The sequence below is a fragment of the Rhizobium sp. WW_1 genome, from assembly GCF_003610155.1.
Taxonomy (GTDB): Bacteria; Pseudomonadota; Alphaproteobacteria; order Rhizobiales; family Rhizobiaceae; genus Rhizobium; species Rhizobium tropici_A.
Genome location: NZ_RAIN01000012.1, coordinates 87,406 through 111,918, shown reverse-complemented (window position 1 = coordinate 111,918; position 24,513 = coordinate 87,406). Strand labels below are relative to the sequence as shown.

At 60.8% G+C, this 24,513-nt stretch carries 21 protein-coding genes; 13 read left to right on the top strand and 8 right to left on the bottom strand.

The window, feature by feature from the left end; translation table 11 throughout:
- Positions 1-26: 26 nt before the first annotated feature.
- Complete coding sequence (locus tag BJ928_RS39430) at positions 27-1,007, bottom strand: hypothetical protein (protein ID WP_047634049.1); 981 nt, start codon at positions 1,005-1,007, stop codon at positions 27-29.
- 276 nt (positions 1,008-1,283) lie between these two features.
- Here BJ928_RS39430 and BJ928_RS28015 point away from each other — a divergent pair, with 276 nt between their 5' ends.
- Entirely contained in the window at positions 1,284-1,721 is a 438-nt protein-coding gene (locus tag BJ928_RS28015; RefSeq protein WP_047634048.1) for a metallopeptidase family protein, read from the top strand.
- 54 nt (positions 1,722-1,775) lie between these two features.
- Here the strand turns inward: BJ928_RS28015 and BJ928_RS28010 are convergent, their stop codons facing one another.
- Positions 1,776-1,982, bottom strand: a complete 207-nt coding sequence (locus BJ928_RS28010) for a DUF1737 domain-containing protein (RefSeq protein ID WP_047634046.1) — start codon at positions 1,980-1,982, stop codon at positions 1,776-1,778.
- A 36-nt stretch (positions 1,983-2,018) separates the two neighbouring features.
- Entirely contained in the window at positions 2,019-2,951 is a 933-nt protein-coding gene (locus BJ928_RS28005; RefSeq protein WP_047634045.1) for a CoA ester lyase, read from the bottom strand.
- 111 nt (positions 2,952-3,062) lie between these two features.
- Here BJ928_RS28005 and BJ928_RS28000 point away from each other — a divergent pair, with 111 nt between their 5' ends.
- From BJ928_RS28000 to BJ928_RS27990, 3 genes are all read left to right on the top strand, one after another.
- Positions 3,063-3,299 (top strand): hypothetical protein, encoded by a 237-nt coding sequence (locus BJ928_RS28000; protein ID WP_047634044.1) that lies wholly within the window; start codon positions 3,063-3,065, stop codon positions 3,297-3,299.
- Positions 3,300-3,492: 193 nt separating this feature from the next.
- On the top strand, positions 3,493-4,101 hold the full coding sequence (gene leuD / locus BJ928_RS27995) for a 3-isopropylmalate dehydratase small subunit (RefSeq protein WP_047634043.1): 609 nt from the start codon (positions 3,493-3,495) through the stop codon (positions 4,099-4,101).
- 276 nt (positions 4,102-4,377) lie between these two features.
- Complete coding sequence (locus tag BJ928_RS27990) at positions 4,378-5,196, top strand: sugar phosphate isomerase/epimerase family protein (protein ID WP_047634042.1); 819 nt, start codon at positions 4,378-4,380, stop codon at positions 5,194-5,196.
- A 241-nt stretch (positions 5,197-5,437) separates the two neighbouring features.
- Here BJ928_RS27990 and BJ928_RS27985 read toward each other — a convergent pair whose 3' ends face one another.
- The gene (locus BJ928_RS27985) at positions 5,438-5,731 is read right to left on the bottom strand and encodes a GIY-YIG nuclease family protein (protein WP_047634041.1); all 294 of its coding nucleotides are present in this window, start codon (positions 5,729-5,731) and stop codon (positions 5,438-5,440) included.
- Positions 5,732-6,058: 327 nt separating this feature from the next.
- Between BJ928_RS27985 and leuB the strand changes: the two genes are divergently transcribed.
- From leuB to BJ928_RS27950, 7 genes are all read left to right on the top strand, one after another.
- A complete protein-coding gene (leuB, locus tag BJ928_RS27980) occupies positions 6,059-7,171 on the top strand; it encodes a 3-isopropylmalate dehydrogenase (protein WP_047634040.1) in 1,113 nt (370 codons plus the stop codon).
- A gap of 202 nt (positions 7,172-7,373) precedes the next feature.
- A complete protein-coding gene (lpxE, locus tag BJ928_RS27975; protein ID WP_047634114.1) occupies positions 7,374-8,138 on the top strand; it encodes a lipid A 1-phosphatase LpxE in 765 nt (254 codons plus the stop codon).
- Positions 8,139-8,252: 114 nt separating this feature from the next.
- Positions 8,253-8,543 (top strand): helix-turn-helix domain-containing protein, encoded by a 291-nt coding sequence (locus BJ928_RS27970; RefSeq protein WP_063769468.1) that lies wholly within the window; start codon positions 8,253-8,255, stop codon positions 8,541-8,543.
- A 159-nt stretch (positions 8,544-8,702) separates the two neighbouring features.
- On the top strand, positions 8,703-9,452 hold the full coding sequence (locus tag BJ928_RS27965) for a glucose 1-dehydrogenase (protein ID WP_047634038.1): 750 nt from the start codon (positions 8,703-8,705) through the stop codon (positions 9,450-9,452).
- Between the two features lie 294 nt (positions 9,453-9,746).
- Positions 9,747-10,256 carry a DNA starvation/stationary phase protection protein gene (locus tag BJ928_RS27960; RefSeq protein ID WP_047634037.1) on the top strand — a complete coding sequence of 170 codons (510 nt, stop codon included), beginning with the start codon at positions 9,747-9,749 and terminating at the stop codon, positions 10,254-10,256.
- Between the two features lie 375 nt (positions 10,257-10,631).
- Positions 10,632-11,666, top strand: coding sequence for an aspartate-semialdehyde dehydrogenase (locus BJ928_RS27955; RefSeq protein ID WP_047634036.1), 1,035 nt, complete (start codon positions 10,632-10,634; stop codon positions 11,664-11,666).
- A gap of 288 nt (positions 11,667-11,954) precedes the next feature.
- Positions 11,955-12,776 (top strand): lytic murein transglycosylase, encoded by an 822-nt coding sequence (locus BJ928_RS27950; protein ID WP_047634035.1) that lies wholly within the window; start codon positions 11,955-11,957, stop codon positions 12,774-12,776.
- Between the two features lie 93 nt (positions 12,777-12,869).
- Here the strand turns inward: BJ928_RS27950 and BJ928_RS27945 are convergent, their stop codons facing one another.
- Together BJ928_RS27945 and pdxY are read right to left on the bottom strand one after the other, a co-directional pair.
- Entirely contained in the window at positions 12,870-13,511 is a 642-nt protein-coding gene (locus BJ928_RS27945; RefSeq protein WP_047634034.1) for a carbonic anhydrase, read from the bottom strand.
- A gap of 72 nt (positions 13,512-13,583) precedes the next feature.
- The gene (gene pdxY, locus BJ928_RS27940) at positions 13,584-14,459 is read right to left on the bottom strand and encodes a pyridoxal kinase PdxY (protein WP_047634033.1); all 876 of its coding nucleotides are present in this window, start codon (positions 14,457-14,459) and stop codon (positions 13,584-13,586) included.
- 295 nt (positions 14,460-14,754) lie between these two features.
- Here pdxY and BJ928_RS27930 point away from each other — a divergent pair, with 295 nt between their 5' ends.
- Together BJ928_RS27930 and BJ928_RS27925 are read left to right on the top strand one after the other, a co-directional pair.
- Positions 14,755-19,545: an NAD-glutamate dehydrogenase gene (locus BJ928_RS27930; protein ID WP_047634031.1), complete on the top strand. Its 4,791-nt coding sequence runs from the start codon at positions 14,755-14,757 to the stop codon at positions 19,543-19,545.
- 48 nt (positions 19,546-19,593) lie between these two features.
- Positions 19,594-20,982: an MFS transporter gene (locus BJ928_RS27925; protein ID WP_052227826.1), complete on the top strand. Its 1,389-nt coding sequence runs from the start codon at positions 19,594-19,596 to the stop codon at positions 20,980-20,982.
- Positions 20,983-21,048: 66 nt separating this feature from the next.
- Here BJ928_RS27925 and purH read toward each other — a convergent pair whose 3' ends face one another.
- Together purH and BJ928_RS27915 are read right to left on the bottom strand one after the other, a co-directional pair.
- Positions 21,049-22,665 carry a bifunctional phosphoribosylaminoimidazolecarboxamide formyltransferase/IMP cyclohydrolase gene (gene purH, locus BJ928_RS27920; RefSeq protein ID WP_047634030.1) on the bottom strand — a complete coding sequence of 539 codons (1,617 nt, stop codon included), beginning with the start codon at positions 22,663-22,665 and terminating at the stop codon, positions 21,049-21,051.
- Between the two features lie 172 nt (positions 22,666-22,837).
- Positions 22,838-24,484, bottom strand: a complete 1,647-nt coding sequence (locus BJ928_RS27915; protein WP_047634029.1) for a heparinase II/III family protein — start codon at positions 24,482-24,484, stop codon at positions 22,838-22,840.
- Between the last annotated feature and the right edge of the window lie 29 nt (positions 24,485-24,513).

Sequence of the window (24,513 nt, the reverse complement as noted above, 5' to 3'; positions counted from 1 at the left end):
TGCCGGCACAGGCGAGCGGCGGGGCTTCAAGCCTGCCTGTCGAACGCCAGGACAGACCCCAGCGCTTGCGCGCGATCCGGTCGGTCGGCAGATGCGGGAAGGTCAGCGCCAGAATGCGCTGCGTATTCCCCGGGAAAGGCAGGGCGTTGAGTGTCGAGGATGGGGGCAAAACGGCGGTCATGGGCATTCCACTCCAGGGTTATGGAAAGGGGCGCCGGGTTGCGACTCTTTTCCAAGGTCAGACGAAAGGCCGGATGACCGATGCTGCCGCCAAGCAGCGATCCATCCGGCAGGGGCCGCGCCTGCGCCGGCGCAGGTTCGACGGAAAAGCGGAAGAGGGCGCTGCTTGCCTCCTCCTCGCCTCCCTGTCGCAACAGAAACAAGGGCCGCCCCGCCGCCTTGGCCCTCAGCGCCAGCCGCCGGCTTTCGGTCAGGCCGAAACGGGCGGGATTCCCGCGCACTTCCAGAATGACGAGAGCAAAGGCGGCACTGCCAAGTGCGGCCTCCGCCACCCAGAGCGCATCGTCCAGCTTGCGCGGCGAGGCCTGCAGGAAAGCCGCAGGCTCCAGCCCGAAATCGCTGACCCCAATGGCATAGGGCAGGCCCGCCTCCATCGTCGCGACCGTGTCACCGATCCACAGGATCGGGGACTTGGACACGACCGCATCCGACGCCTGTGCATGCAGCCGCGCTGCGAGCGCCAAGGCAAAACCACTTGCCGCCCCGGCATCGCGCAGGCCGAGCGAACGGATTTCCGTCAGCGCATCGAGCGGCAGGCCGCCTTGCAGCGCCGCGTCGAGATTATCGACGCCGATCGGAAGGAGTGGCTGTTCAGGCATAGGCTGGGTAGACATCGGCTTCGCAATGCCCACCGTCCCCATCGCCGGCTTGTCTGCCAGCATGTCATGCGCCACTGCTGCCAGTGCCGGGATCGGCCTGCCTTCCAGTCGGGCAATGGTTTCACGCAGGGCAAAAAGCGTTTCCCGCGCCACGGCAGCCTCGGCCATGACGTTCACTCCAGATCGACAATGTTCCTGTTATGTTCTTATGGATTCCAGAGGTCGGAAAAAGAGTCAACACCATTTTATGAGAAAATATTCCTTTGCCTAGAGTCAGATGACTTTCGGTCTGATCGACCAAAAATCTGAATCCGCTCTAAAATCAAAAAGGTAGAGCATGATATCGTCCGAAAACCGCTCAAACACTTTTCGGCATCATGCTCTAATCCGCTCTCGTAAAAGCCGCGCAAAGTCTCTATATGACCAGCCAAGGAAGGAATATTCATGGCTCGCGTCGACCAGAGCGAAGATTGGCGGGACCGCCACTCGCCCTCCATCAGCACATTCGAATCCCTGGCAATGGAGGCTTACAGCCACCTGCCGGACGAATTCCGCTCGCTCACCGGCAACCTCGTCATTCTCATCGAGGATTTCCCGGACGACGAGGTATTCGAGGACATGGCGCTGGAAACGCCCTTCGACCTGCTCGGCCTCTTCGAAGGGCGTGGAATTTCGGAGCGCTTTACCGCCCAGACCGGCGACATGCCCAACAAGATTCGCCTCTATCGCCGGCCAATCATCGATTATTGGGCCGAGAACGACGAAACCCTTGGCGACATCATCACCCACGTCCTGATCCACGAGATCGGCCATCATTTCGGCCTGAGCGACGAGGACATGGAGCGCATCGAGGCGAGCGCCGAAGAAGCGACGGATCGGTGATACCAACCCCGACCGCAAGACGGCCGGGGAGAGGCGAAGAATTTCAGTCCGTGCTTACTGCTCGGAGAGCTTCATATCCGGATCGTAATCCTTGCCGGCCACTTCCTTGACGACGGCCTGGCCGCACTGCATCTGATTGGTCGCGGCATTGAAGGCGTAGGTCGGCGAGCCCGATAGTTCCCAGCCCTTGTTCAACGCCGCAGTCACCTTGTGGCAGAAGGAAGCATCATCGGGTCCGGTGAGGAAGCGGTAGAGTTTCATCAAGGCATCTTTCTTGTTTGACCAGTCAGTGCGACGTCAGGTCTCTATGCGAGACGCTGCGACGGCGCCCGAAGAGCGTTGTTCGATCAGGCGAGCTTTATGAATGAGTCTTTCCGCCTGAACAAGGTGCAGCCGCTCCACCATCCGCCCGCCAAGGTTCACGACATTAAGGGCGTCGGCGCCCGGCTCCGAGAAGGCTGATATGATGGCTTCGGCCTCGGCGATGGCCGCCGCATCCGGGCCGAAATGCAGGTTGGCGGCTTCTATCTGGTTCGGATGGATCAGCATTTTGCCCGAAAAGCCCATGCTGCGGCCCTGGCCGCATTCGGCCTCGAATTCCCCGGCATTCTTGAAATCGTTAAAGACGCTGTCGATGGCCTCGAGCCCGTAGGCGCTGACAGCCAAGATCACTTGCATCAGCCAGGGCACGAGATAGGGGCGGCCGGGCTGCGGCAGGACGCCGGTTTCCTTCCTGAGATCGTTGAGACCGACGACGAAACAATCGAGCTGGCTGCCGGCCGTGCGCCCGGCCTCGGCGATCGCAGCCGCGTTCAAGATGCCGCGCGGCGTCTCGATCATCGCCCAGATGCGCAGGCTTTCCGGCGCATCGGCTTCCGCAAGCCAGTCACCGACGACCATGACATCCTGCGGATCGTCCACCTTCGGCAGCAGCACGGCATCCGGTTCCAGCTCCGCGACCAGCGCCAGGTCCTCGGCACCGAAATTGGAGGAAAGCCCATTGATACGGATAATCCGCTCCTTGCCCGGCAGCGGCGAGGCCGCGAAGAAGGCTCTTAGATTCTCCCGCGCCTCGGCCTTCTTCTCCGGCGAGACGGAATCTTCCAGATCGAAGATGACGGCATCGCAATCGAGGCTCGAAAGCTTGTCCAGCGCTCGACGGTTGATTGCGGGAACGCTCAAGACCGAACGGCGCAGGCGGGCGGGACGGGACGGGGAAAATTCGCTCATTGTGCCGTTTTGCCGCGCTTTTAATCGCCACACAAGTCAACAAAAAGCCATGCTCCTCTTGCAGAGGGAAAAGAAGAGGACCACATTGCTGGGAGTAGAGAGGTCTCGACCATGCAGAATATTCGTTCCCTGTTCATTGCGCTCGCCGGTATCACCGTGTTTGCAGCCATGGCGTTGTTTACCGTTTCGATCACGCTTGCCGTGGGCGGTATCCTCACCGTGCTTATGGCAGCGCGCGCGATTTCGCTGCGCATGAAGCCGGCGCCGGTCCGTGCTAAGGCAAAGACGAACGGCCAGCGCGAAATGCGCATCTGGAACGACGGTCGCGGCACGATCATCGACCTCTGAGGTTGAAAGCAGGACAAGGTGGCTCGCTGTTGCCGGCCACCAGAACCCTTTCGCCGATCATGGTTCGCCCTCAAGGGCAGGGCGACCAAAGCGCTCACTTTTAGAGCATTTCCAAGATTCTCCTTCATTTCGGGCCGGATTTGTTCTATTGGCTGGATAATTCGTGCTTAGACGAGAATGAAGGCAGGACCCCATGGACAAGTTCGTGAAGTTGACCGGCGTCGCAGCGCCCCTCCCGGTCGTCAATGTCGATACCGACATGATCATCCCGAAGGATTATCTGAAGACCATCAAGCGCACCGGCCTCGGCAAGGGGCTCTTCGCTGAAGCCCGCTACAACGAAGACGGCTCGCTGAACGAGGATTTCGTGCTGAACAAGCCGGCCTATCAGAACGCCAAAATCCTGGTCGCCGGCGATAATTTCGGCTGTGGCTCCTCGCGCGAACATGCGCCCTGGGCACTCCTCGACTTCGGTATCCGCTGCGTCATATCCACAAGCTTCGCCGACATCTTCTACAACAACTGCTTCAAGAACGGCATCCTGCCGATCAAGGTCAGCCAGGAAGATCTCGACAAGCTGATGGACGACGCCTCGCGCGGCTCCAACGCCATCCTGACGATTGATCTGGAAAACCTCGAAATCACCGGCCCGGACGGCGGCTCGCTGAAGTTCGAACTCGACGAATTCAAGCGTCACTGCCTGCTGAATGGCCTCGACGATATCGGCCTGACGCTGGAAAAATCCTCCGCGATCGACACCTTCGAAAAGACGAACGCCGCATCTCGCCCCTGGGCTGCCTGATCGGTTTATCGTTATCTCTAAGTGTTTCAAAGCCGGGCCTTACAGCCCGGCTTTTTTCATGCCGAAAACACCCCCTCTCCCCACAAGCGGGGAGAGGGGACCATTCCGCAGTTACGGCACCTCAAAAGCGGAAAACGCAAATCTCTGAAAACAGCTCGACACCATCTTTCCCGTCGGCTGTAATATGATCGACAAGAAGCGGGTCCATATAGGCCTGCCGAGGCTTTTCGGGCCTCTCTCCCACCCCCATTCCTCTCCACACACTGGAGCTTCTCCATGACCTCCCTTCCCATTGTCGGCGCCGCCATGACGCTCGACGACGTCGAAATCCATCGCAACTGGCTGCTCGAAAAGCCGCGTGATCTGGAACTGCAGAGCTTCGTCGAAGCCGAAGTCCTGAACGGCGATTGGGGCCCGCTTGCCGAGCGTGCCCGCAAGCTGCTCGACGGCCATCAGGGCCGCCTCGGCATCCACGGCCCGTTCTGGGGCTTCGTCATCGCCTCGCAGGACCCGGATGTCCGCGCCGTCGTTTCCAAGCGCCTGCTGCAGGCCCTTGACGTCTGCGCCAATATCGGCGCCACGCAGATGGTCATCCATAGCCCCTATACGTCCTGGTCCTACAACAACCTCGACAACAACAGGGGCGAGCGCGAGAAGATCATCGAATATACGCATCAGACGCTGAAGGAAGCGGTCAAGCGCGCCGAAGACATCGGGCTCACGATGGTCATCGAGAATATCGAAGACAAGGACCCGCATATCCGCGTCGGTCTCGCCGACAGCTTCAATTCGCCCGCCGTCGCCGTTTCGATCGACACCGGCCATGCCCATTATGCCCATGGCTACACGGGCGCCCCGCCTGTCGATTACTACGTCCACGCCGCCGGCAACCGCTTGCAGCACGTCCACCTGCAGGATGCGGACGGCTATGCCGACCGCCACTGGAGCCTCGGCGAAGGCAACATCCACTGGCGCGCCGTCTTTGCCGCCCTTGCCAAGCTCAGCAGCAATCCGCGTTTGATCATCGAGATCAAGGACAAGTCGAAGATCCCGGCATCGGCCGCCTACCTCGCTTCGCTCGGCCTGGCCGAGTAAGTGAAACGATCACCCGCCCTCGTGGTTCGAGACGGCCCTTTGGGCCTCCTCACCATGAGGGCTAGTCTCCTCTTTCGGCCCTCAGCTTGCTCCGTCCTTATCCTGAGCCTGTCGAAGGATGAATTTGCCAAGAGATCGAGATGTGTCCTGTGGTTGCGCGGCACCACCTCCGCCCTCATGGTGAGGTGCGAAGCCCGAAGGGTGTAGCCTCGAACCACGAGGGTCGGCCCCTAAATCCCGGTTATTGTCGCGCAGGCCCGCGCCGGGACAACGCCGGCAGCACTTCATAATCCAGCGCAATCAACGCTTCTTTCTTCCGGCGAGACCAGCCTTTGATCTGCCGTTCACGCGCGATCGCATCAACGATACGGTCATAGACTTCATGGAACACCAACTCGACTGGTCGCCGCTTGGTCGTGTAGCCATCATAAATACCCGCATTATGTTCCCACACCCGGGCCTCTATCCCTTGCTTCGTAAGGCCCGTGTAATAGGAACCGTCGCTGCAACGCAGAATGCAGACAGTGACTTCCATGACAGAACTTTCGGTTTAAGATTGCCAAATCTTCTACCATTGGCTGCACTGAGTGATCAATTCTTTTCCGCCGCTTCCAAATCAGGGCCACCTTCGTCCTTCGAGGCTCCGCCTTCGGCTGCGCTCCTCAGGATGAGTGTGGAATTGATTCCGGCGAGCGCAAAAGATCAGCCCTCACCCTGAGGTGGCTCGCAGGCCCTCGAAGAGCGAGGGTGGGTGACGTCGCAAAAGCCCGAAAACCGTACCGTTTCGGCCGCTTCCTCGCTTGAAAAGCCGCATTTGCAGGTCTAAAAACCCCGCAACTTTTTCTTTCGCGGAGGCTTTCCCATGACAGTTCGCAATCTTTTCCTCCTGCCGGGCGACGGTATCGGCCCCGAGGCCATGGGTGAGGTTCGCAAGATCATCGCCTATATGAACGAGGCGAAGGATGCCGGCTTCGTCACGGATGAAGGCCTCGTCGGCGGCAGCGCCTATGATGCGCATGGCGCGGCGATCTCCGATGCCGATATGGCAAAGGCAATGGCCGCCGATGCGGTTCTCTTCGGCGCCGTCGGCGGTCCGAAGTGGGACGATGTTCCCTACGAAGTGCGCCCGGAAGCCGGCTTGCTGCGCCTGCGCAAGGATCTCAAGCTGTTCGCCAACCTGCGTCCGGCCATCTGCTATCCGGCGCTGGCATCGGCTTCGTCGCTGAAGCCGGAGCTGGTCGACGGCCTCGATATCCTGATCATCCGCGAGCTCACCGGCGGCGTCTATTTTGGCGAACCGAAGGAAATCATCGACCTCGGCAACGGCCAGAAGCGCGGCATCGACACCCAGGTCTATGACACCTACGAGATCGAGCGCATCGCCGGCGTCGCCTTTGAACTGGCGCGCACCCGCAACAACCGCGTCTGCTCGATGGAAAAGCGCAACGTCATGAAGTCTGGCGTGCTCTGGAACCAGGTCGTCACCGCGACGCACAAGGAAAAATATGCCGACGTGCAGCTCGAGCATATGCTCGCTGACGCCGGCGGCATGCAGCTCGTCCGCCAACCGAAGCAGTTCGACGTCATCGTCACGGACAACCTGTTCGGCGATATGCTTTCCGACGTCGCGGCCATGCTCACCGGCTCGCTCGGCATGCTGCCGTCTGCCTCGCTCGGCGCACCGAATGCCAAGACCGGCAAGCGCAAGGCGCTTTACGAGCCAGTCCATGGCTCGGCACCCGACATCGCCGGCAAGGGCATCGCCAACCCGATCGCCATGATTGCCTCCTTCGCCATGTGCCTGCGCTACTCCTTCGGCCTCATTGCCGATGCCGACGCGCTGGAAAAGGCGATCGCCAACGTACTCGACAGCGGCATCCGTACCGGCGACATCATGTCGGCTGGCAGCCGCCAGGTCGGCACCGCTGAAATGGGCGACGCTATCCTTGCCGAGTTCAAGGCTCTGTCGGCCTGATCTCCGGCATTGGATCGTCTGATATATTTCACGTGAAACATGAAACCCCGCTCTGCAAGGAGCGGGGTTTTTCGTTGCAAACAGGATAGGCTCGTCCAGATCCAGGATCGCTGCTTCGGCTCTTGTCACCGTTTTTTAGAAAAACTGTAACAACTGCCTGTTATTTGTCGAACTGATTGGAAATCGACAATAGGCGATGATTATGCAGGCGATCTTGACGTCTCTCGACAGGCGTTGGCGGCGGAGCGATGCGGCATTTGCACCCTCTCACTGGAAAATCTGCCTGTTTATAACGGCCAATATCGTCCTTCTCTCGGCTCTCCTGTTCGATTGGCCTGTCGGCGCCACACTCAAGAGCCTGTCGCCATCTGTTCGCTTCTTCGGCGGAATGCTGACCAATTTCGGTGAATCCGGCTGGATTCTCCTCGTCAGCGCTTTCCTGTTCTTCGAAGGATGGGCCGGCAGCAGGCTGTTGCATTCGCAGCGCTGTCGCTGTCAGGCGCTGCGTATCTGCCAGGTTGGCGGCTATCTGCTGACAACCATTGCGCTTTCGGGCCTCCTGGCCAATCTGCTGAAGCGCGCCATCGGCCGCGCCCGCCCGACGCATTTTGCCGATTGGGGACCTTTCGGCTTCTCGCCCTTCAACGGCCGCGCCAGCTTCGAAAGCTTCCCATCGGGCCATGCGACCACGATAGGTGCTCTGTTCGTGGCGCTTGCCCTCCTGTTTCCCCGCTATCGCTACATCTTTGCCGCCTGTGCGCTCTGGCTGGCGATCACCCGCGTTATTGTCGGCGCCCACTATCCAAGCGATGTCATCGCCGGCCTAGCTCTTGGCGGCTGGTTCTCCTTCATGATGGCGATCGTCTATTCGCGCTACGGCCTGCTCTTCCGCATCAATTCCGCCGGCTGGCCGACGCTGCGATGGCCGCTCTTCAAACGCAGCAAACCGCAACAGACCGATTCCTGAGCTGATTGCGGTTGCATCGCAAAGGTTGCCAAGACCCTCACGCATTCATATATCTGCAGGCAGGGATGACCGAAGGCGGTCAATCCGATTTCGTTTCCGCTTGCGATGAACACCATGGATGCCGGGCCGATACGTTTAAGCGAAAGGCAGATGGGGCTGATCTCCCGGGCCCTTGCCGAGCCGCGACGCGTGCAGATCCTGAAGGAGATCGGCACGCGCACCGAACCCATGCCCTGCAGCACCCTGAACGAATGCCACGCGGTCAGCGCCGCGACGATGTCGCATCACATCAAGGAACTTGAAAACGCCGGGCTCATCGAGATCCAGCGCGAAGGCAAGTTCGCAAGCCTCGTGCTGCGCCGCGACACGCTGAACGCCTATATGGCGGAGCTTTCCAAAATCTGACGCTTCCATCCCTGCCATCAGCATTTCTTGCCATGGCTCTTGTATCAATTAGATGATTATCTAAATATCAAAGTGACGATGCGGATCAGTTTTCGGGTCGCATGCGCCAAATAGTTTGATGATTATAAAATTGTCTAATAATTTCCGAAGGAAACTGACATGAGCAAACTGACAGGCAAGGTCGCGATCGTGACCGGAGCATCCAAGGGCATCGGTGCGGGCATCGCCAAGGCGATGGCCGAGGCGGGTGCTACCGTCATCGTCAACTACGCATCGAGCCGCGAAGGCGCCGACAGGGTGGTTGCAGAAATCTCCGCCAAGGGCGGCAAGGCACTCGCCGTCCACGGCGACGTTTCCAAATCCGAGGACGTCAAGCGTCTCTTTGCCGAAACCAGGCAGGCCTTCGACCGCGTCGACATCCTCGTCAACAATGCCGGCGTCTACCAATTCGCGCCGATCGAGGAATTCACCGAGGAAGAATTCCATCGTGAATTCAATATCAACGTGTTGGGAACGCTGCTGACCACGCGCGAAGCCGTGAAGCATTTCGGTCCGGAAGGCGGCAGTATCATCAATATCGGCTCCAACGCCGTCAGCATGAACCTGCCAACCGCTTCGGTTTACACAGCAACCAAGGCAGCCGTGGATTCCATCACCAAGATCCTCGCCAAGGAACTCGGTCCGCGCAATATCCGGGTCAACAATCTGGCCCCGGGCGGCGTCGAGACCGAAGGCGTCGTCGCCGCCGGCGTCATCGGCAGCGATTTTGAAAAGCATCTCGTCTCCCAGACGCCTCTTGGCCGCCTCGGCCAGCCGACCGACATCGCCCCGGTCGCCGTCTTCCTTGCTTCGCAGGACGCCGCCTGGGTGACCGGCGAAACCATCTATGTCGGCGGCGGATTGAAGTAGCCATCAATCACAACACTGCCCCGGCAAGGGGCGGTGTCTCCGGCGCGGCATAAACGCACGCCGCGCCGGTATGTTAGCGGACGATTGCCAAACCGCCTCATTTTCCTATTTAGTAAAGCTGCTCGGGTTTTCCGCGTAACAGCGCAGTCGACCATGCCGTGAAGCGCATGTCCTCCGCGCGATCTAAAAACAGACCCTGTCTTCAATGCGATCCCACGCAGCAGCTGATGTCATCGAACTCCCTTAAGATCCGCCGGCGATCGCTGTCGTGAACAAAAAACGGAGGACGCCTTTATGAATACCACCAATACCAAGTCGAAGCTGGGCACGCGCACCAATCTCAGCGAGGAAGCGACACGCGATATTTCCGCGGCTCTGAGTGCCCTGCTGGCAGATGTCTTCGCCCTCTATCTGAAGACCAAGAACTTTCACTGGCATATGAGCGGCCCGCATTTCCGCGACTATCACCTGCTTCTCGACGAGCACGGCGATCAGATTTTCGCGATGACCGACCCCATGGCCGAACGCGCCAGAAAGATCGGCGGAACGACCCTGCGCTCGATTGGCCAGATCGCCAAGCTCCAGCGCATTCCGGACAATGACGCGGAATATGTCGATCCGCAGGACATGCTCGCCGAGCTGGCGGACGACAACCTCAAACTCTCGGCCGAAATGCGCGCGGTTCACGACGTTTGCGACGAATATGGCGATGTCGCCACCGCCAGCCTGCTCGAAAACTGGCTGGACGAAACCGAGCGCCGCATCTGGTTCCTGTTTGAAACCACGCGCAAGTCCAACCGTTGACATGAAAAAGCCTCCGCCTTCGAACACGATAAGTTGAAGGTGGCTCGCAGCAGTTCCGATTTCCCCGCTCGCGCCCCGGCAACGGCGAGGAAATCCTTGACTCCTGTGGAAAACATCTTAGAACCGGCGGCGGAAAAGGAAGACTTCCATGGTTCGTTTCGAACAGATCGATAGTCTCAGTCACCTAGCGGATGACGCTGGGCAGGATGTCTGTTTTCCGGTTTCTTCCAAAACCAAGGCCAAAACGACGACGAAAACCGTCTGACGTCTCTGGCCTGCCGCTCTCTCCCCGGCTCGGTCGGGGACAGGAACCGGTCGTCACGGCCGCGGTTCCCCCCTCGCCAAAGAGGAGAGAAGAGAAAGAGAGCTTGAGAAATGGGTTTCAAAGTTGCAGTAGCGGGCGCGACCGGGAATGTCGGCCGCGAAATGCTCAACATCCTGTCCGAACGCGGCTTCCCGGCCGATGAGGTCGTGGCGCTCGCATCGGCCCGCTCGCAGGGAACCGAAGTTTCCTTCGGCGACCGGACGCTGAAGGTTTCCAACCTGGAAAACTACGATTTCTCCGACACCGACATCTGCCTGATGTCGGCCGGCGGCGACGTTTCGAAGAGGGTCTCGCCGAAGATCGGCGCCCAGGGCTGCGTCGTCATCGACAACTCCTCCGCCTGGCGCTACGACGCCGACGTGCCGCTGATCGTTCCGGAAGTGAACCCGGATGCCATCACGCAGTTCACCAAGCGCAACATCATCGCCAACCCGAATTGCTCGACAGCGCAGCTCGTCGTGGCCCTGAAGCCGCTGCATGATTTCGCCAAGATCAAGCGCGTCGTCGTCTCGACCTACCAGTCGGTCTCCGGCGCCGGCAAGGACGGCATGGACGAGCTGTTCAACCAGACCCGCGCCGTCTTCGTTGCCGATCCGATTGAGACGAAGAAGTTCACCAAGCGCATCGCCTTCAACGTCATTCCGCATATCGATAGCTTCATGGAAGACGGCTACACCAAGGAAGAATGGAAGGTGCTGGCCGAAACCAAGAAGATGCTCGATCCGAAGATCAAGGTCACCTGCACGGCCGTGCGCGTCCCCGTCTTCATCGGCCATTCGGAATCGGTGAACATCGAGTTCGAAAACGAGATCACGGCCGACCAGGCCCGCGACATCCTGCGCGAGGCTCCCGGTTGCCTCGTCATCGATAAGCGCGAGAACGGCGGCTACATCACGCCTTACGAATCCGCCGGCGAAGATGCGACCTATATTTCGCGCATCCGCGAAGATGCGACCGTCGAAAACGGCCTCAACATCTGGGTCGTCTCCGACAACCTGCGCAAGGGCGCCGCTCTCAACGCCATCCAGATCGCCGAATTGCTCGTCAATCGCGGCCTGATCAAGCCGCGCAAGCAGGCTGCATAAGGATCTGTAAACCAATTTACGGTTTATCAACCCTCATTGGCTATGCAGGATAGAATGGAAGCCTCGCCATTTCGGATGAAAGGCGGGGCTTTTGTAAATGCATCGGCGGCAATGTTTCACATGAAACGAAAAACACCGGTCGCTAAAATGTAGTAATGACATGGCGGTCGGATGCTGGCATGGTCCGATGGTGACTAACCGCGCGCGATCCCCTGGCTTGTAAGGGTTTGCGCGCCATTGAAAAACGGTTACCGCGTTCGCATCGCGGTAAGAATTCGGGGACACTGAATGCGCTTCACAAAGTCTGGAATGGCAGCTCTCGTGGCGGGCGGGTTGCTGCTGGGAATGCCGATTGCGGCAAATGCCGCCTCTTGCGGCAATACTTCCGCCGGCTTCGAAAACTGGGTGCAGGAATTCAAGCGGGAAGCGCAGGGACAGGGTGTCAGCCCCTCCACCCTCGACAGGGCTTTCGCGAACGTTCATTACAACCAGCCCACCATTCGCGCCGATCGCGGCCAGAAGAGCTTCAAGCTTTCCTTTGAGGAATTCATGAAGAAGCGCGGCGGTCAGACAATCATCAATCGTGGTAAAAGCATGAAACAGGCCAATGCGGCGCTGTTTGCCAAGATCGAGAAGCGGTTCGGCGTCCCCCCCGGCCCGATCATCGCGATCTGGGGTATGGAAACCGGCTTCGGCAGCTATATGGGCGACCAGCATACGCTTTCGGCTGTAGCGACCCTTGCCTACGACTGCCGCCGCTCGGCCTTCTTCACCGATCAGCTTTATGCCGCCCTGAAACTCGTCGGCGAAGGCTATCTCAACCCGTCGGCCCGCGGCGCCGCCCATGGTGAAATCGGCCAGACGCAGTTCATGCCCAAGAACGTCGTCCTCTACGGCGTCGATGAAGATGGCAACGGCCGGGTCGATCTTGTGGGATCGCGCGCAGACGCGCTGGCTTCGACGGCCAACTTCCTGCGCGGCCATGGTTGGCAGCCGGGCGCCGGCTATCAGCCGGGCGAACCGAATTTCGCCGCCATCGCCGGCTGGAACGATGCAAAGGTCTATCAGCAGGCAATCGCCTATATCGGTCAGCAGATCGACGGCAGGTAACCTGATCTCATGAATAAAAAAGGCGCTGCGACCCGTTGGTCTGCAGCGCCTTTTCGTTTGGTCCAACTCCATCCACTGGATGTGGAGGCGACCTTAGATCTCCGGTCGGATGAAATCCTTGGTATTCGGGTCCATGACCCATAGTTCGCCGGTCGAAATATCGAACCACGCACCGTGCAGGTTCAACTTGCCCTCTTCCTCGCGCGCCTTGATTTCCGGGAAACTGCGAAGATTGTTCAGCGAATTGCGGATCGAAATACGCTCCAGCGCCGTCTGGCGCTCGGTCTGCGTCATGATGTCGTTGCTCTGGATCTGCTCGGCGGCAGGCTTCAGCAGCGCCATCCATCGGCCGATGAAGTCGCCCGGCGACAGCGGTTCCGCATTCGGATCGAGTGCTGCGCGGATACCGCCGCAACGGCCGTGACCCATCACGACGATGTCGGAAACTTTCAGCGACAAAACCGCGAATTCGAGCGCTGCCGAGGTCGCATGGAAATTGCTGTCCGGCTCATAGGGCGGCACCATATTGGCAACGTTTCGGATGACGAACAGCTCTCCCGGTCCTGCATCGAAGATGATCTCCGGCGCCGAGCGGGAGTCACTACAGGCAATCACGAGCGTCGACGGGTTTTGGCCGAGCTCCGCCAGAGTGCGATAGCGTTCGCGCTCATCGACGTAACGCCCGCTCATGAAATTGCGATAGCCGTTCAGAAGGGTGTCGGGAAAGCTTTGCATGGATATTGGATTACAGCGCGCTGTGGCCGATGGCAACTGTTGCGCTGCAAAAAGCTTTCGCCCTCGCGGGCGCTATTTTTTCTTCCGCTGCGCCGGGTGGACGAGGTGCCTCAGCTGCACCATAGCCATCGGCGTCGACAGGCTCGTGGAATCGACGGCGAGCGTCAGCTCGTTGCTGCCGCGCTTGACGGCACGCGCCAGCACTTCAAAGACACTGGCCGTCGTCAGCTGCAAGGCACGCTCCTCGTCCATGCCCGACAGCAGGCGCGACAGGAAGACGGCGGACAACAGATCGCCAAGCCCGTTCGGTGCGCCCTCGACGCTGCGATGTTCGGCAAGCAGCGCATTTCGGCCGCTGAGATAGAGATTGCCGATGCCGCCTGCCATCATCGGCACCGCCGACGTCACCAGCATGCGCGACGGCCCGAGCGCGAGAGCCGCCTCCATGATGGCGTTGTTATCCTCAAGAGGGGCGCCAGCCAGCCACGCGAGTTCGTAGCGGTTCGGCGTTGCAAGCGACGCCAGGGGGATCAGGTGGTCTCGGATCGCTTCCGCCGTCGCCTCGGGCACGTAAAGCCCGCCGGCATCGCCGATGACGGGATCGCAGGCATAGATGAGATCCGGGTTCTTTTCCCGCAGAGCCGTCACCAGCTTTGCAACAGAAAGCGCCTGAGCAGCATTGCCGAAATATCCCGACAGCACCGCCTTGACCTCGGAAAGCCAGGGCGCGGCGATGAGATCGTCGATGGCGTGTTCGAAATCTGCCTCGTTGAAGGTCAGCCGCGTCGAGCGGCCATGACCCGGATGCCAGGGCAGAACGATAGTCGGCAGCGCCCAGACGGGATGGCCGAGCGTTTCCAGCGCGAAAACGGCAGCGCGATTGCCGACGGACCCTCTGACGACATGGCTGGAGATGACGATAACGGCGCCGGCCGACACTTGCGACATGATGCTAGCTTTCAAGTTCAGGGCTTCAAACTGCAATGGCGCCGTTGATGATCCCTTTGACCGCACTCTGTCAACCGCACTTCACAGAGTCATGAAAACCTCTGTTGACGGGCTGATTCCCGCCGATTTCACGCGGATGATATCCGCTTTTCATCAGGATCGCGCATTCCGGCAAGATTTTTAAAAAAACCGGCCAAAATCAGTCCGAAAGCAACCAAATTCGCATTCTTTTTGCCAGTTTTTTCGCTAAACCTTCTGCTACTGTCGTCAAAATTCGAAAATCGGGAGGAATTCCATGGCGCCCAAAACCAATCCGAAACGGGAAAAGCAGATCGAAGCGGCACGCAAAATAGCGGCGGCGACGGGCGAGACGCATCTCGACCCCGAGATCCTGTTCGGCCGGGCAAGCAATGACGACATGGAGCGTTACAGCCCGGAAATGTTGGCGCTTGCCGCAGCGCACGCGGCCAAGGAACTGGCGGCCTGGAGCGGCACCTCTCCCCGCGTCAGCATCGAACAGGTTGCCAATATCGAGCCCGATGGCGTTGCCGTGTCGATCCTGTCGATCACCGATCACAACATGCCCTTCCTCTACGAATCGATCATGGGCGAGGTGACCAGCAGCTACCGCGATCTCTATATGGCGGTGCATCCGATCCTGGTCGTCGAAGCCGGCAAGCAGCCGAGCCTTTATTCCGCCGATCAGCCGAGCGATCCGGCCCACCGCGTCAGCCATATCCAGCTGCATCTCTCGCCCCTGACGACGGCGCAGACAACGGATCTGACCAAGCGGGTCCAGACCGTGCTCGACCAGACGCATCTTGCCGTTTCCGACTGGAAGCCGATGCTGGCGCGCCTCGACACCGTGATATCGGAATTGTCGACCTATGAAGCGGCCGGCCGCCGCAAGAACGACCGCGACGAAGCGCTCGCCTTCCTTGCCTGGCTAAGGGATGGTAACTTCACCTTCCTCGGCATGCGCGAATATGTCTATTCCGGCAAGGGTGCCGACGCCAAGGTCGAGCGCGATCGCGGTGCCGGCCTCGGCATCCTCTCCAATCCGGACGTGCGCGTTCTCCGCCAGGGCAAGGACGCCGTCACCACGACACCGGAAATCCTCGCCTTCCTCGACGGCCCGGATTTCCTGATCGTCACCAAGGCGAACGTCAAGTCGATCGTCCATCGCCGCGCCTATATGGATTATGTCGGCGTCAAGCGCTTCGATGCCGATGGCAATGTGACGGGCGAGCTGCGCATCGTCGGCCTCTTCACCTCGACGGCCTATACCAGCGCCGCGGCGGAAGTGCCGCTGCTGCGCTCGAAGGTGCAAAAGGTCAAGGATCACTTCGGCTTCGACCCCACCAGCCACTCCGGCCGCATGCTCGAAAACACGCTGGAATCCTATCCCCGCGACGACCTCTTCCAGATCGATACGACCCTGCTCGCAAGCTTCGCCGAGCAGATCAATGACCTGACCGACCGGCCGCGCGTGCGAGCTCTGCCGCGCATCGACCATTTCGACCGCTTCGTCTCCGTCATCGTCTATGTTCCGCGCGAGGAATATGATTCCGTCGTCCGCGAGAAGATCGGCAATTACCTGAAAACGGTCTATGACGGCCGTGTCTCCGCCTATTACCCGGCCTTCCCCGAAGGCGGCGTGGCGCGTGTGCACTTCATCATCGGCCGCAGCGCCGACAAGACACCGCATGTTCCCCAGGCGAAGCTTGAAGAGGCAATCCGCGCCATCACCGCCCGGTGGGACGAACGCTTCCTTATGCTGGCCGGCCCGAAGGCGCCCAGCATCTCCGTCAGCCAGGCCTTCCAGGAAGCCTTCTCGCCGGAAGACGCCTTTGCCGATCTGCCTGATATCGTCGCCACGTCCGGCGCCGAGCCGATCCGCATCGGCTTCTATATCCGCAAGGACGAGGCAGGCGACATCCTCTCGCTGAAGATCTTCCACGGGCAGGGCAACCTGGCGCTGTCGCGCCGCGTGCCGCTCCTCGAAAATCTCGGCTTCAACGTCATCAGCGAACGCACCTTCGATATCTACGTCACCGCCAAGGACGGCTCCACCGGCCATGTCGTGCTGCACGACATGGAGCTGGAAGCCCGTGGCGGCCTGACGATCGATCTCGCCCGTCATGGCGCCGCGCTGGAAGAAGCTTTCCTCGCTGCCTTCGGCGGCACGATCGACAATGACGCCTTCAACCGGTTGATCGTTTCCGCCGATCTTTCCGCCCGCGAGACGAACGTCTTGCGCGCCTATTCCCGCTATTTGCGCCAGGCCGGCATTGCCTATTCGCAGGATTACATCTCCTCGACGCTGGATAAGTATCCGCGCATCGCCGCATCGCTCTTCCGCCTCTTCCACGATACGCTCGATCCGAAGCTCAGCGACAAGAGCCGCACTAAGAAGCTTTCCGATCTCCATGCCGCGATCGAAACCGAGCTTGCCGATGTGCCTAGCCTCGACGACGACCGCATCCTGCGCCGTTACGTCAATGCCATCGATGCGACGCTGCGCACCAACTACTTCCAGAAAAATGCGGACGGTAGCCCCAAGGCCATGCTCGCCTTCAAGCTCGATCCGAAGCTGTTGGACGGCCTGCCCGAGCCGCGCCCCTTCCGCGAAATCTTCGTCTACGGCGTCGAAGTCGAAGGCGTTCACCTGCGCTTCGGCAAGGTGGCCCGTGGTGGCCTGCGCTGGTCGGACCGCGCTGAAGACTATCGTACGGAAGTGCTCGGCCTCGTGAAGGCACAGCAGGTCAAGAACGCCGTCATCGTGCCCGTCGGCGCCAAGGGCGGCTTCTATCCGAAGAAGCTTCCGGTCGGCGGCAGCCGCGACGAGATCTTCAACACCGGCCGCGAGGCCTACAAGACCTATATCCGCACGCTGCTGTCGATCACCGACAACATCTCCGGCGCCGATATCATTCCGCCGGCCGATACGGTGCGCCTCGATGGCGACGATCCCTATTTCGTCGTCGCCGCCGACAAGGGCACCGCCACCTTCTCCGACACCGCCAATGCGCTGGCGCAGGAAGCCGGCTTCTGGCTGGACGATGCCTTCGCCTCCGGCGGCTCGGCCGGCTATGACCACAAGAAGATGGGCATCACCGCCCGCGGCGCCTGGGAAACCGTGAAGCGGCATTTCCGCGAAATGGACATCGATATCCAGACGACGCCCTTCAACGTTGTCGGCGTCGGCGACATGTCCGGCGACGTTTTCGGCAACGGCATGCTGCTCTCCCCGAAGATCCGGTTGCTCGCCGCCTTCGACCATCGCGACATCTTCATCGATCCCGATCCGGACATGGCAAAGACGCTAGCAGAGCGCCAGCGCCTCTTCGACCTGCCGCGCTCCAGCTGGCAGGATTTCGACAAGTCCGTCCTGTCGAAGGGCGCCATGATCATCTCCCGCTCGGCCAAATCAGTGACGCTAACGCCGGAAGCGGTCGCTGCCATCGGCATCGACAAGTCGGTCGCAACGCCCTTCGAGATCATGACGGCGATCCTCAAGGCTCCCGTTGACCTCCTGTGGTTCGGCGGCATCGGCACCTACGTCAAGGCGCCGTCCGAAACGGATTCGGAAGTCGGCGATCGCGCCAACGATCCGATCCGCATCACGGCCGAGGAAGTCCGCGCCAGGGTGATCGGCGAGGGTGCCAATCTCGGTGTGACGCAGAAGGGCCGCATCGCCTATGGCCTCAAGGGCGGCCGATGCAACTCCGACGCCATCGACAACTCCGCCGGCGTCAACACCTCCGACGTCGAGGTCAACATCAAGATCGCGCTCGCGAACGCCATGTTCGATGACCGGCTGACGCGGGCCAAGCGCGATATCCTGCTGGCATCGATGACCGACGAAGTCGGCGCGCTCGTCCTGCGCAACAACTACCTGCAATCCCTGGCGATCTCGCTGACGGAGCGCAAGGGCACCGGCAACGGACTGGAACTCAGCCGCTTCATGAGCGTGCTGGAAGCGGCCAAGCAGCTCAACCGCAAGGTCGAGACCCTGCCCGATGACCAGACCTTCGCCGAGCGTTACGCCAATGGCCGTCCGCTGACTCGCCCCGAAATCGGCGTGCTGCTCTCCTATGCAAAGATCGTCCTCTTCGACGCGCTTGTTGCCAGCGACCTGCCCGACGATCCTTACTTCGCCGCAACGCTCAGCCGCTATTTCCCGGCCAAGATGCAGCGCTCGAATTCAACCGATATCGAAAGCCATCGCCTGCGCCGTGAGATCATTGCCACGGCGCTTGCCAACGAAGCAATCAACCGCGGTGGCCCGGGCTTTGCTGTGAGCATGATGGATGCGACGGCGGCATCGGCTGCCGAAGTGGTCAAGGCCGCAGTCATCGCCCGCGACGGGTTCGATCTCGACCGGCTCTGGAATGAGACGGACGCGCTCGATGGCAAGGTTGGCGGCCAGATGCAGAACCGCGTCTACGGCGAGATCACCGAGGTCTATACCGTGCTGACCCGCCTGCTCTTGAAGACCGGCGCGGCCAAGGGCGAAATCGAGGAAACCGTTAGCCGGCTTCGCGCAGCACTGAAGAAGCTGCGACCCGTCTTCCTCACCCACATCCCGGCGGATTTCGCAGCCGAGATCGCGGCCCGCGAAGCCGAATATCAGGCCGCCGGCCTGCCGGAAAAGCTGGCTTCGGAGATCGCGATAATCTATGCGCTCGTTCTCGTGCCGGAGATCATGCAGATCGCCGAGCGCACCGGCGACACGCTGAACCGTGCCGCCGAAAGCTACTTCACGGTGTCGCAAACCTTCCGTGTCGGTCGCCTGCTGCTTGCCGGTAGCCGCATCGTGACAGGTGATCACTATGAGAGCCTCGCGCTTGCGCGCAGCCTCGACCAGATCGCCGGCGCCCGCCGCGATATTGTCATCTCGGCACTGTCCAATCATCCGAAGGACAAGCAGCCGGTTCAGGCATGGCATGCCGAAGACCGTATCCGCATCAATCGCATCGCCGAAGAGCTCGGCGGCCTCAGCGAAAGCGGCGATCCGAATCTCGCCCGCATCACCGTTGCCGCCGGCCTGCTCAGCGACCTTGCGAACGGCCGGGCAAGGTGACACAGTCCGCCCAGACCCGGCATACGGGTAAGGGATTGAGGGGCGGGATTGGTGGCAACCGAAATTGACAATGACGTGCCGGCCAAAGTGCCGGCACGCGGCATCTGGGGATGGATGTTCTTCGACTGGGCGGCTCAGCCGTTCTTCACCGTCGTCACCACCTTCATCTTCGGCCCCTATTTCGTTGCGCGGCTGACGGCCGATCCCGTCTCCGCGCAGACGACATGGAGCAATATGGCGACGATCTCCTCGGTGATCATCGCCATTCTCTCCCCGGTCCTCGGCTCCATCGCCGATCAGTCTGGCGCCAGAAAGCCCTGGATCGCCTTCTTCGCCGTCATCAAGATCGCAAGCCTCTTCTGTCTCTGGGGTGCAGCCCCCGGATCGCCTGTCATCTACCCTGTCATCTTCATGATCCTGGCCTCGATCTCGGCCGAATTCTCGATCGTCTTCAACGATTCGATGATGCCGCGGCTGGTCAGCAAGAACGATGTCGGCAGGCTGTCGAACGCCGCCTGGGGCCTCGGCTATCTCGGCGGCATGATCGTGCTGATCACCGTCGTCGCGCTGCTGGCCGGTAATCCGCAGACCGGCAGGACCATCCTCGGCCTGACGCCGCTCTTCGGCCTCGATGCCACGCTCGGCGAGGATGCGCGCATCACCGGGCCGATCTCGGCCGTCTGGTATCTGATCTTCATCCTGCCGATGTTCCTGTTCACGCCGGACGCCGCCCGTGGCCTGCCGCTTCGCACCGCCGTCCGCTCGGGCCTGCGCGAACTCTCGACGACCCTCGGCGAGCTGAAGCGCCGGCGCGGCATCAGCTTCTTCCTCATCGCCCGCATGGTCTATCAGGACGGGGTCAACGGCCTGCTTATCCTCGGCGGCACATTCGCGGCCGGCATGTTCGGCTGGGCGACGATCGAGATCGGCATCTACGGCATCATCCTCAACGTCATCGCCATCTTCGGCTGCTTTGCCGCCGGCTATGTCGATCGCTGGCTCGGCTCGAAGACGACGGTTATCATCAGCCTGACGCTGCTTCTCATCGCCACCTTCGGCATTCTCTCGACCGGTCCCGGCTTCACGCTCTTCGGCTTCGTTCCGCTCTCCACGGTCAGCTCCGGCGGCCTTTTCGGCACGGCAGCAGAAAAGGCCTATATCGGCTACGGCCTGCTGATCGGCATCGCCTTCGGCCCCGTACAGGCTTCCTCGCGCTCCTATCTCGCCCGCAGCGTCAGCCTCTCGGAAGCCGGCCGTTACTTCGGCATCTATGCCCTCTCCGGCCGCGCCACCAGCTTCATGGCGACGCTGTTCTTTTCGCTGGTAACCTATTGGAGCGGCTCGGCCCGCCTCGGCATGGCGACACTCGTCATCTTCCTTGCCGGCGGCCTCCTGCTTCTGCTGCCGACGCCCTATCCGGCCGACAAGACGAAGTAGGCAAAGAAAATCCCGACAGGTTTGCCTGCCGGGATATAAAATTTTTCGATCGGGTATATCCGACGATTAATGGCGGAAATGGCGGATGCCGGTAAAGACCATCGCGACATTATGCTCATTGGCCGCGTCGATGACTTCCTGGTCACGCATCGAGCCGCCCGGCTGGATGACGGCGGTGGCGCCGGCGGCGATCGCCGAGAGCAGGCCGTCGGCAAACGGCAGGAAGGCTTCCGAGGCAACGGCGGAGCCCTGCGTCAGCGGCTCGGCGAGCCCCATGGCCTTGGCGGCTTCTTCTGCTTTGATGGCAGCGATGCGGGCGGAATCGACACGGCTCATCTGTCCCGCGCCGATGCCGGCCGTCTGGCCATCCTTGGCGTAAACGACGGCATTCGACTTCACATGCTTGGCGACGCGGAAGGCGAACTTCATGTCGCCAAGCTCCTGCGCCGTCGGCGCGCGCTTGGTGACGACCTTGAGCTCCATGTCTTCGACCAAGGCATTGTCGCGGTTCTGCACCAGCAGGCCGCCGGAGACGGTCTTTGCGGTCAGGCCGGCGACACGCGGATCGGGCAGGGCACCAACCGAAAGCAGACGGAGGTTCGGCTTGCGGGCGATGATCGCCTTGGCTTCCTCGGTAACATCGGGCGCGATGATGACCTCGGTGAAAAGCTTGACGATCTCTTCCGCCGTTTCGGCGTCGAGCAGGCTGTTCAGCGCGATGATGCCGCCGAAGGCCGAGGTGGAATCGCAGGCAAGCGCGCGCTTGTAGGCTTCCACGAGGCTCGGGCCGGTGGCGACGCCGCAGGGATTGGCATGCTTGATGATCGCGCAGGCCGCACCGTTTTCCGGCAGGAATTCGGCAACGAGCTCATAGGCCGCATCGGTGTCGTTGATGTTGTTGTAGGAAAGCTGCTTGCCCTGGAGGAGCGTTGCCGTGGAAACACCGGGGCGGTTTTCGCCGGTCAGGTAGAAAGCCGCCTTCTGGTGCGGGTTTTCACCGTAGCGCATTTCCTCGCGCAGAACGCCACCGATGACGCGGTGGCGCGGCGTGGCGATATCGAGCGCTTCGGCAAACCAGTTGGAAATCATCGCGTCGTAAGCAGCGGTGCGGGCAAAAGCCTTGGCAGCCATGCGCTTGCGGAAATCATAGGTCGTCTGGCCGGCATCTGCGGAGAGCTGGGCCAGTAGCTCGGTATAGTCGGCGGGATCGGTGAGCGTCGTCACATAGGCGTGGTTCTTGGCCGAAGCGCGGATCATCGCCGGGCCGCCGATATCGATATTCTCCACCGTTGTGGGATAATCGCCACCGGCCTTGCGAACGTCTTCGAAGGGATAGAGGTTGATGACGGCAAGATCGATGCCCTCGATGCCGTGCTCCTTCATCGCAGCCTGATGCTCGGCATCGTCGCGGATGGCGAGCAGGCCGCCATGCACCTTCGGATGCAGCGTCTTGACACGGCCGTCCATGATCTCCGGAAAATTCGTTACTTCCGACACGTCGGTCACGGCAAGGCCGGCCGCGGCGATCGCCTTGTGCGTGCCGCCGGTCGACAGCAGCCGTACGCCCTGTTCGCTGAGCGCACGCGCCAGCTCGACGATGCCGGTCTTGTCGAAGACGGACAGAAGCGCGGTTTTCACCTTCACCTTGTCGGGAGCGGGAATTTTCTTGGAAACGACGGCCATGGGCTTTCTCCGATCTAGAGCAACTCCAGGAAAAGTGTATGGCGGTTTTCCGTCCGGAGTTGCGATAACAAAAAAACAGAGCGGAAGCGCTCTGGCATAGGGAGACAACAGGTCCGGCAGAAATAGCGCGGGACGGGAATGCCGCCCCGTTAGCATAGCTGACGCGCTTAGCCTATGGCCGATGGGATAAAAACCAGCGGATTTCCGGCTTTTCGGTGATCTTGAAAACGATCTCGAGCTGATCGGAGGAGCGCATCCCCGAGGGATCGGCAAAGAAGATATCCTCCGCCACCAGCACCTCGTTACCGGGCGAGGAGAAGACCCAGGTCTCTCCGTCCGGCGCAATCAGCAGTGCCGCATCCGTCTCGGTCTGCAGCAGGCTGATGGAGGGATGGATGTGGAAACGGGCCGAAGCGATGCCTTCGCCCTTCGGCTGATGCTTCTTGCCTTCTGGCGTAAAGAACCGGTCACGGCCGGCGACGATGGTGCCGCTGGCGTTGAGGCTTATCTCGCGCTCGTGGACGTAACCGAAGGCGGAGAGGTAGCCATCATGGGCCGCGCGGACATAATCGCGCCCGTCTTCTGTCTCGGCGCGCTCGACGATGACCTTCTTGACGCCGCCGACCATGATCGGCCCCAGCGATTTCGACTTGGAAAACTGGCAGGACGAGGTGTCGTTGAGCGTGACGGTCGAATGCGCAGCCGTCGCTCGCGCCGCCTGCATGAAGCGATCGCCCGCGAACTCCGGCGCGCCGGAGTTGATGATGAAGCGCGTCTTGCCCGAGGACATCTCGAAGGAGAGGCAACCCGCATGCGCCGTCCGGCTGAGATCGGTCGAGGCCGCAGCGCCGGCATCGACAATGACGACGGCCTGACCGGCCGCCAGCCGGTGATATTTTGTATGCGGCAGCGCCTTGAAGGCCTGTCCCGCCGTCTCGTCGTAGCGCAGCACCGACATCAGTTCGTTGGCGAGCGTCGATGTCGCCCCGTTAAACAACGCCAGATCGCCATCCTGATGGCGGAAAAAGCGCAGCGCCGGGTACATGCGGTCGATGCCGGGGATCAACCGCACCGGCACATCATGGCCGAGATTGACGTAGGTCTGGCGCAGCGGCAGCAGATCGAGGAGCAGCTCCAGCGACGCCCGCGGATTGCGGGAGATATGGCCGCCATCCTGCAGAATCTGCCGGTCGATCTCGCGGTCGAGCGCCTGACCGGCCCGTTTCAGCGTCAGCGAACTGCTCGGCATGGCAACGGAGGCCATAGCAAGCGCGATGCGCACGCGGAACCGGGTAACGCCATCGGGCGACGAGGCCACGATCCGCCGCAGAAAGCGCACATGGAAGACGAGCATGCGCATGAAACGGCGGTAAAAGCCGCTATCGGTGCCCTGCAGGAGCACAGGCGAATGCGAGAGGAGCGCGACCAGCCGCTGCGCCGCTATATCGGGCGACCAGGCAAGGCCATGCAGTCGGCGGCCGTGAACCGCGATCCAATCGGTGAGGATCGAGCGCGCCATGGCCGAGGCCTGATCGCTCTTTTCCGCCCGTAAATGCCGCAGCCAGCGGAAATTATGCAGCCGCGCGGCAAAGGCGAGCGACGGCAATTCAAGCGAAAAGGGCGAAGCACCCTGCGTTTCGAGAACGCGTCCGGCCAGCAGGATGCGACCGTTCAGAAGCTCTTCGACGAAAAAAGGATCGACGCTGCGAAGGTCGGTCGGCGCCACGATTAATCGTTCCGGCACACGCATCGTGTGGCGGGTGAGACGCAATCGCGTCAACGCCGCGCGGCGCGACATCCGCCGCCATGCTTCCCGCATGTATGAACTCACAAAACCCTGCCGCAGAT

What these genes read in the sequence shown, in the direction of transcription:
- BJ928_RS39430 (WP_047634049.1), bottom strand. Translation starts at nt 1,007, where the DNA reads ATGGCCGAGGCTGCCGTGGCGCGGGAAACGCTTTTTGCCCTGCGTGAA.
- BJ928_RS28015 (WP_047634048.1), top strand. Translation starts at nt 1,284, where the DNA reads ATGGCTCGCGTCGACCAGAGCGAAGATTGGCGGGACCGCCACTCGCCC.
- BJ928_RS28010 (WP_047634046.1), bottom strand. Translation starts at nt 1,982, where the DNA reads ATGAAACTCTACCGCTTCCTCACCGGACCCGATGATGCTTCCTTCTGC.
- BJ928_RS28005 (WP_047634045.1), bottom strand. Translation starts at nt 2,951, where the DNA reads ATGAGCGAATTTTCCCCGTCCCGTCCCGCCCGCCTGCGCCGTTCGGTC.
- BJ928_RS28000 (WP_047634044.1), top strand. Translation starts at nt 3,063, where the DNA reads ATGCAGAATATTCGTTCCCTGTTCATTGCGCTCGCCGGTATCACCGTG.
- leuD (WP_047634043.1), top strand. Translation starts at nt 3,493, where the DNA reads ATGGACAAGTTCGTGAAGTTGACCGGCGTCGCAGCGCCCCTCCCGGTC.
- BJ928_RS27990 (WP_047634042.1), top strand. Translation starts at nt 4,378, where the DNA reads ATGACCTCCCTTCCCATTGTCGGCGCCGCCATGACGCTCGACGACGTC.
- BJ928_RS27985 (WP_047634041.1), bottom strand. Translation starts at nt 5,731, where the DNA reads ATGGAAGTCACTGTCTGCATTCTGCGTTGCAGCGACGGTTCCTATTAC.
- leuB (WP_047634040.1), top strand. Translation starts at nt 6,059, where the DNA reads ATGACAGTTCGCAATCTTTTCCTCCTGCCGGGCGACGGTATCGGCCCC.
- lpxE (WP_047634114.1), top strand. Translation starts at nt 7,374, where the DNA reads ATGCAGGCGATCTTGACGTCTCTCGACAGGCGTTGGCGGCGGAGCGAT.
- BJ928_RS27970 (WP_063769468.1), top strand. Translation starts at nt 8,253, where the DNA reads ATGGATGCCGGGCCGATACGTTTAAGCGAAAGGCAGATGGGGCTGATC.
- BJ928_RS27965 (WP_047634038.1), top strand. Translation starts at nt 8,703, where the DNA reads ATGAGCAAACTGACAGGCAAGGTCGCGATCGTGACCGGAGCATCCAAG.
- BJ928_RS27960 (WP_047634037.1), top strand. Translation starts at nt 9,747, where the DNA reads ATGAATACCACCAATACCAAGTCGAAGCTGGGCACGCGCACCAATCTC.
- BJ928_RS27955 (WP_047634036.1), top strand. Translation starts at nt 10,632, where the DNA reads ATGGGTTTCAAAGTTGCAGTAGCGGGCGCGACCGGGAATGTCGGCCGC.
- BJ928_RS27950 (WP_047634035.1), top strand. Translation starts at nt 11,955, where the DNA reads ATGCGCTTCACAAAGTCTGGAATGGCAGCTCTCGTGGCGGGCGGGTTG.
- BJ928_RS27945 (WP_047634034.1), bottom strand. Translation starts at nt 13,511, where the DNA reads ATGCAAAGCTTTCCCGACACCCTTCTGAACGGCTATCGCAATTTCATG.
- pdxY (WP_047634033.1), bottom strand. Translation starts at nt 14,459, where the DNA reads ATGTCGCAAGTGTCGGCCGGCGCCGTTATCGTCATCTCCAGCCATGTC.
- BJ928_RS27930 (WP_047634031.1), top strand. Translation starts at nt 14,755, where the DNA reads ATGGCGCCCAAAACCAATCCGAAACGGGAAAAGCAGATCGAAGCGGCA.
- purH (WP_047634030.1), bottom strand. Translation starts at nt 22,665, where the DNA reads ATGGCCGTCGTTTCCAAGAAAATTCCCGCTCCCGACAAGGTGAAGGTG.
- BJ928_RS27915 (WP_047634029.1), bottom strand. Translation starts at nt 24,484, where the DNA reads ATGCGGGAAGCATGGCGGCGGATGTCGCGCCGCGCGGCGTTGACGCGA.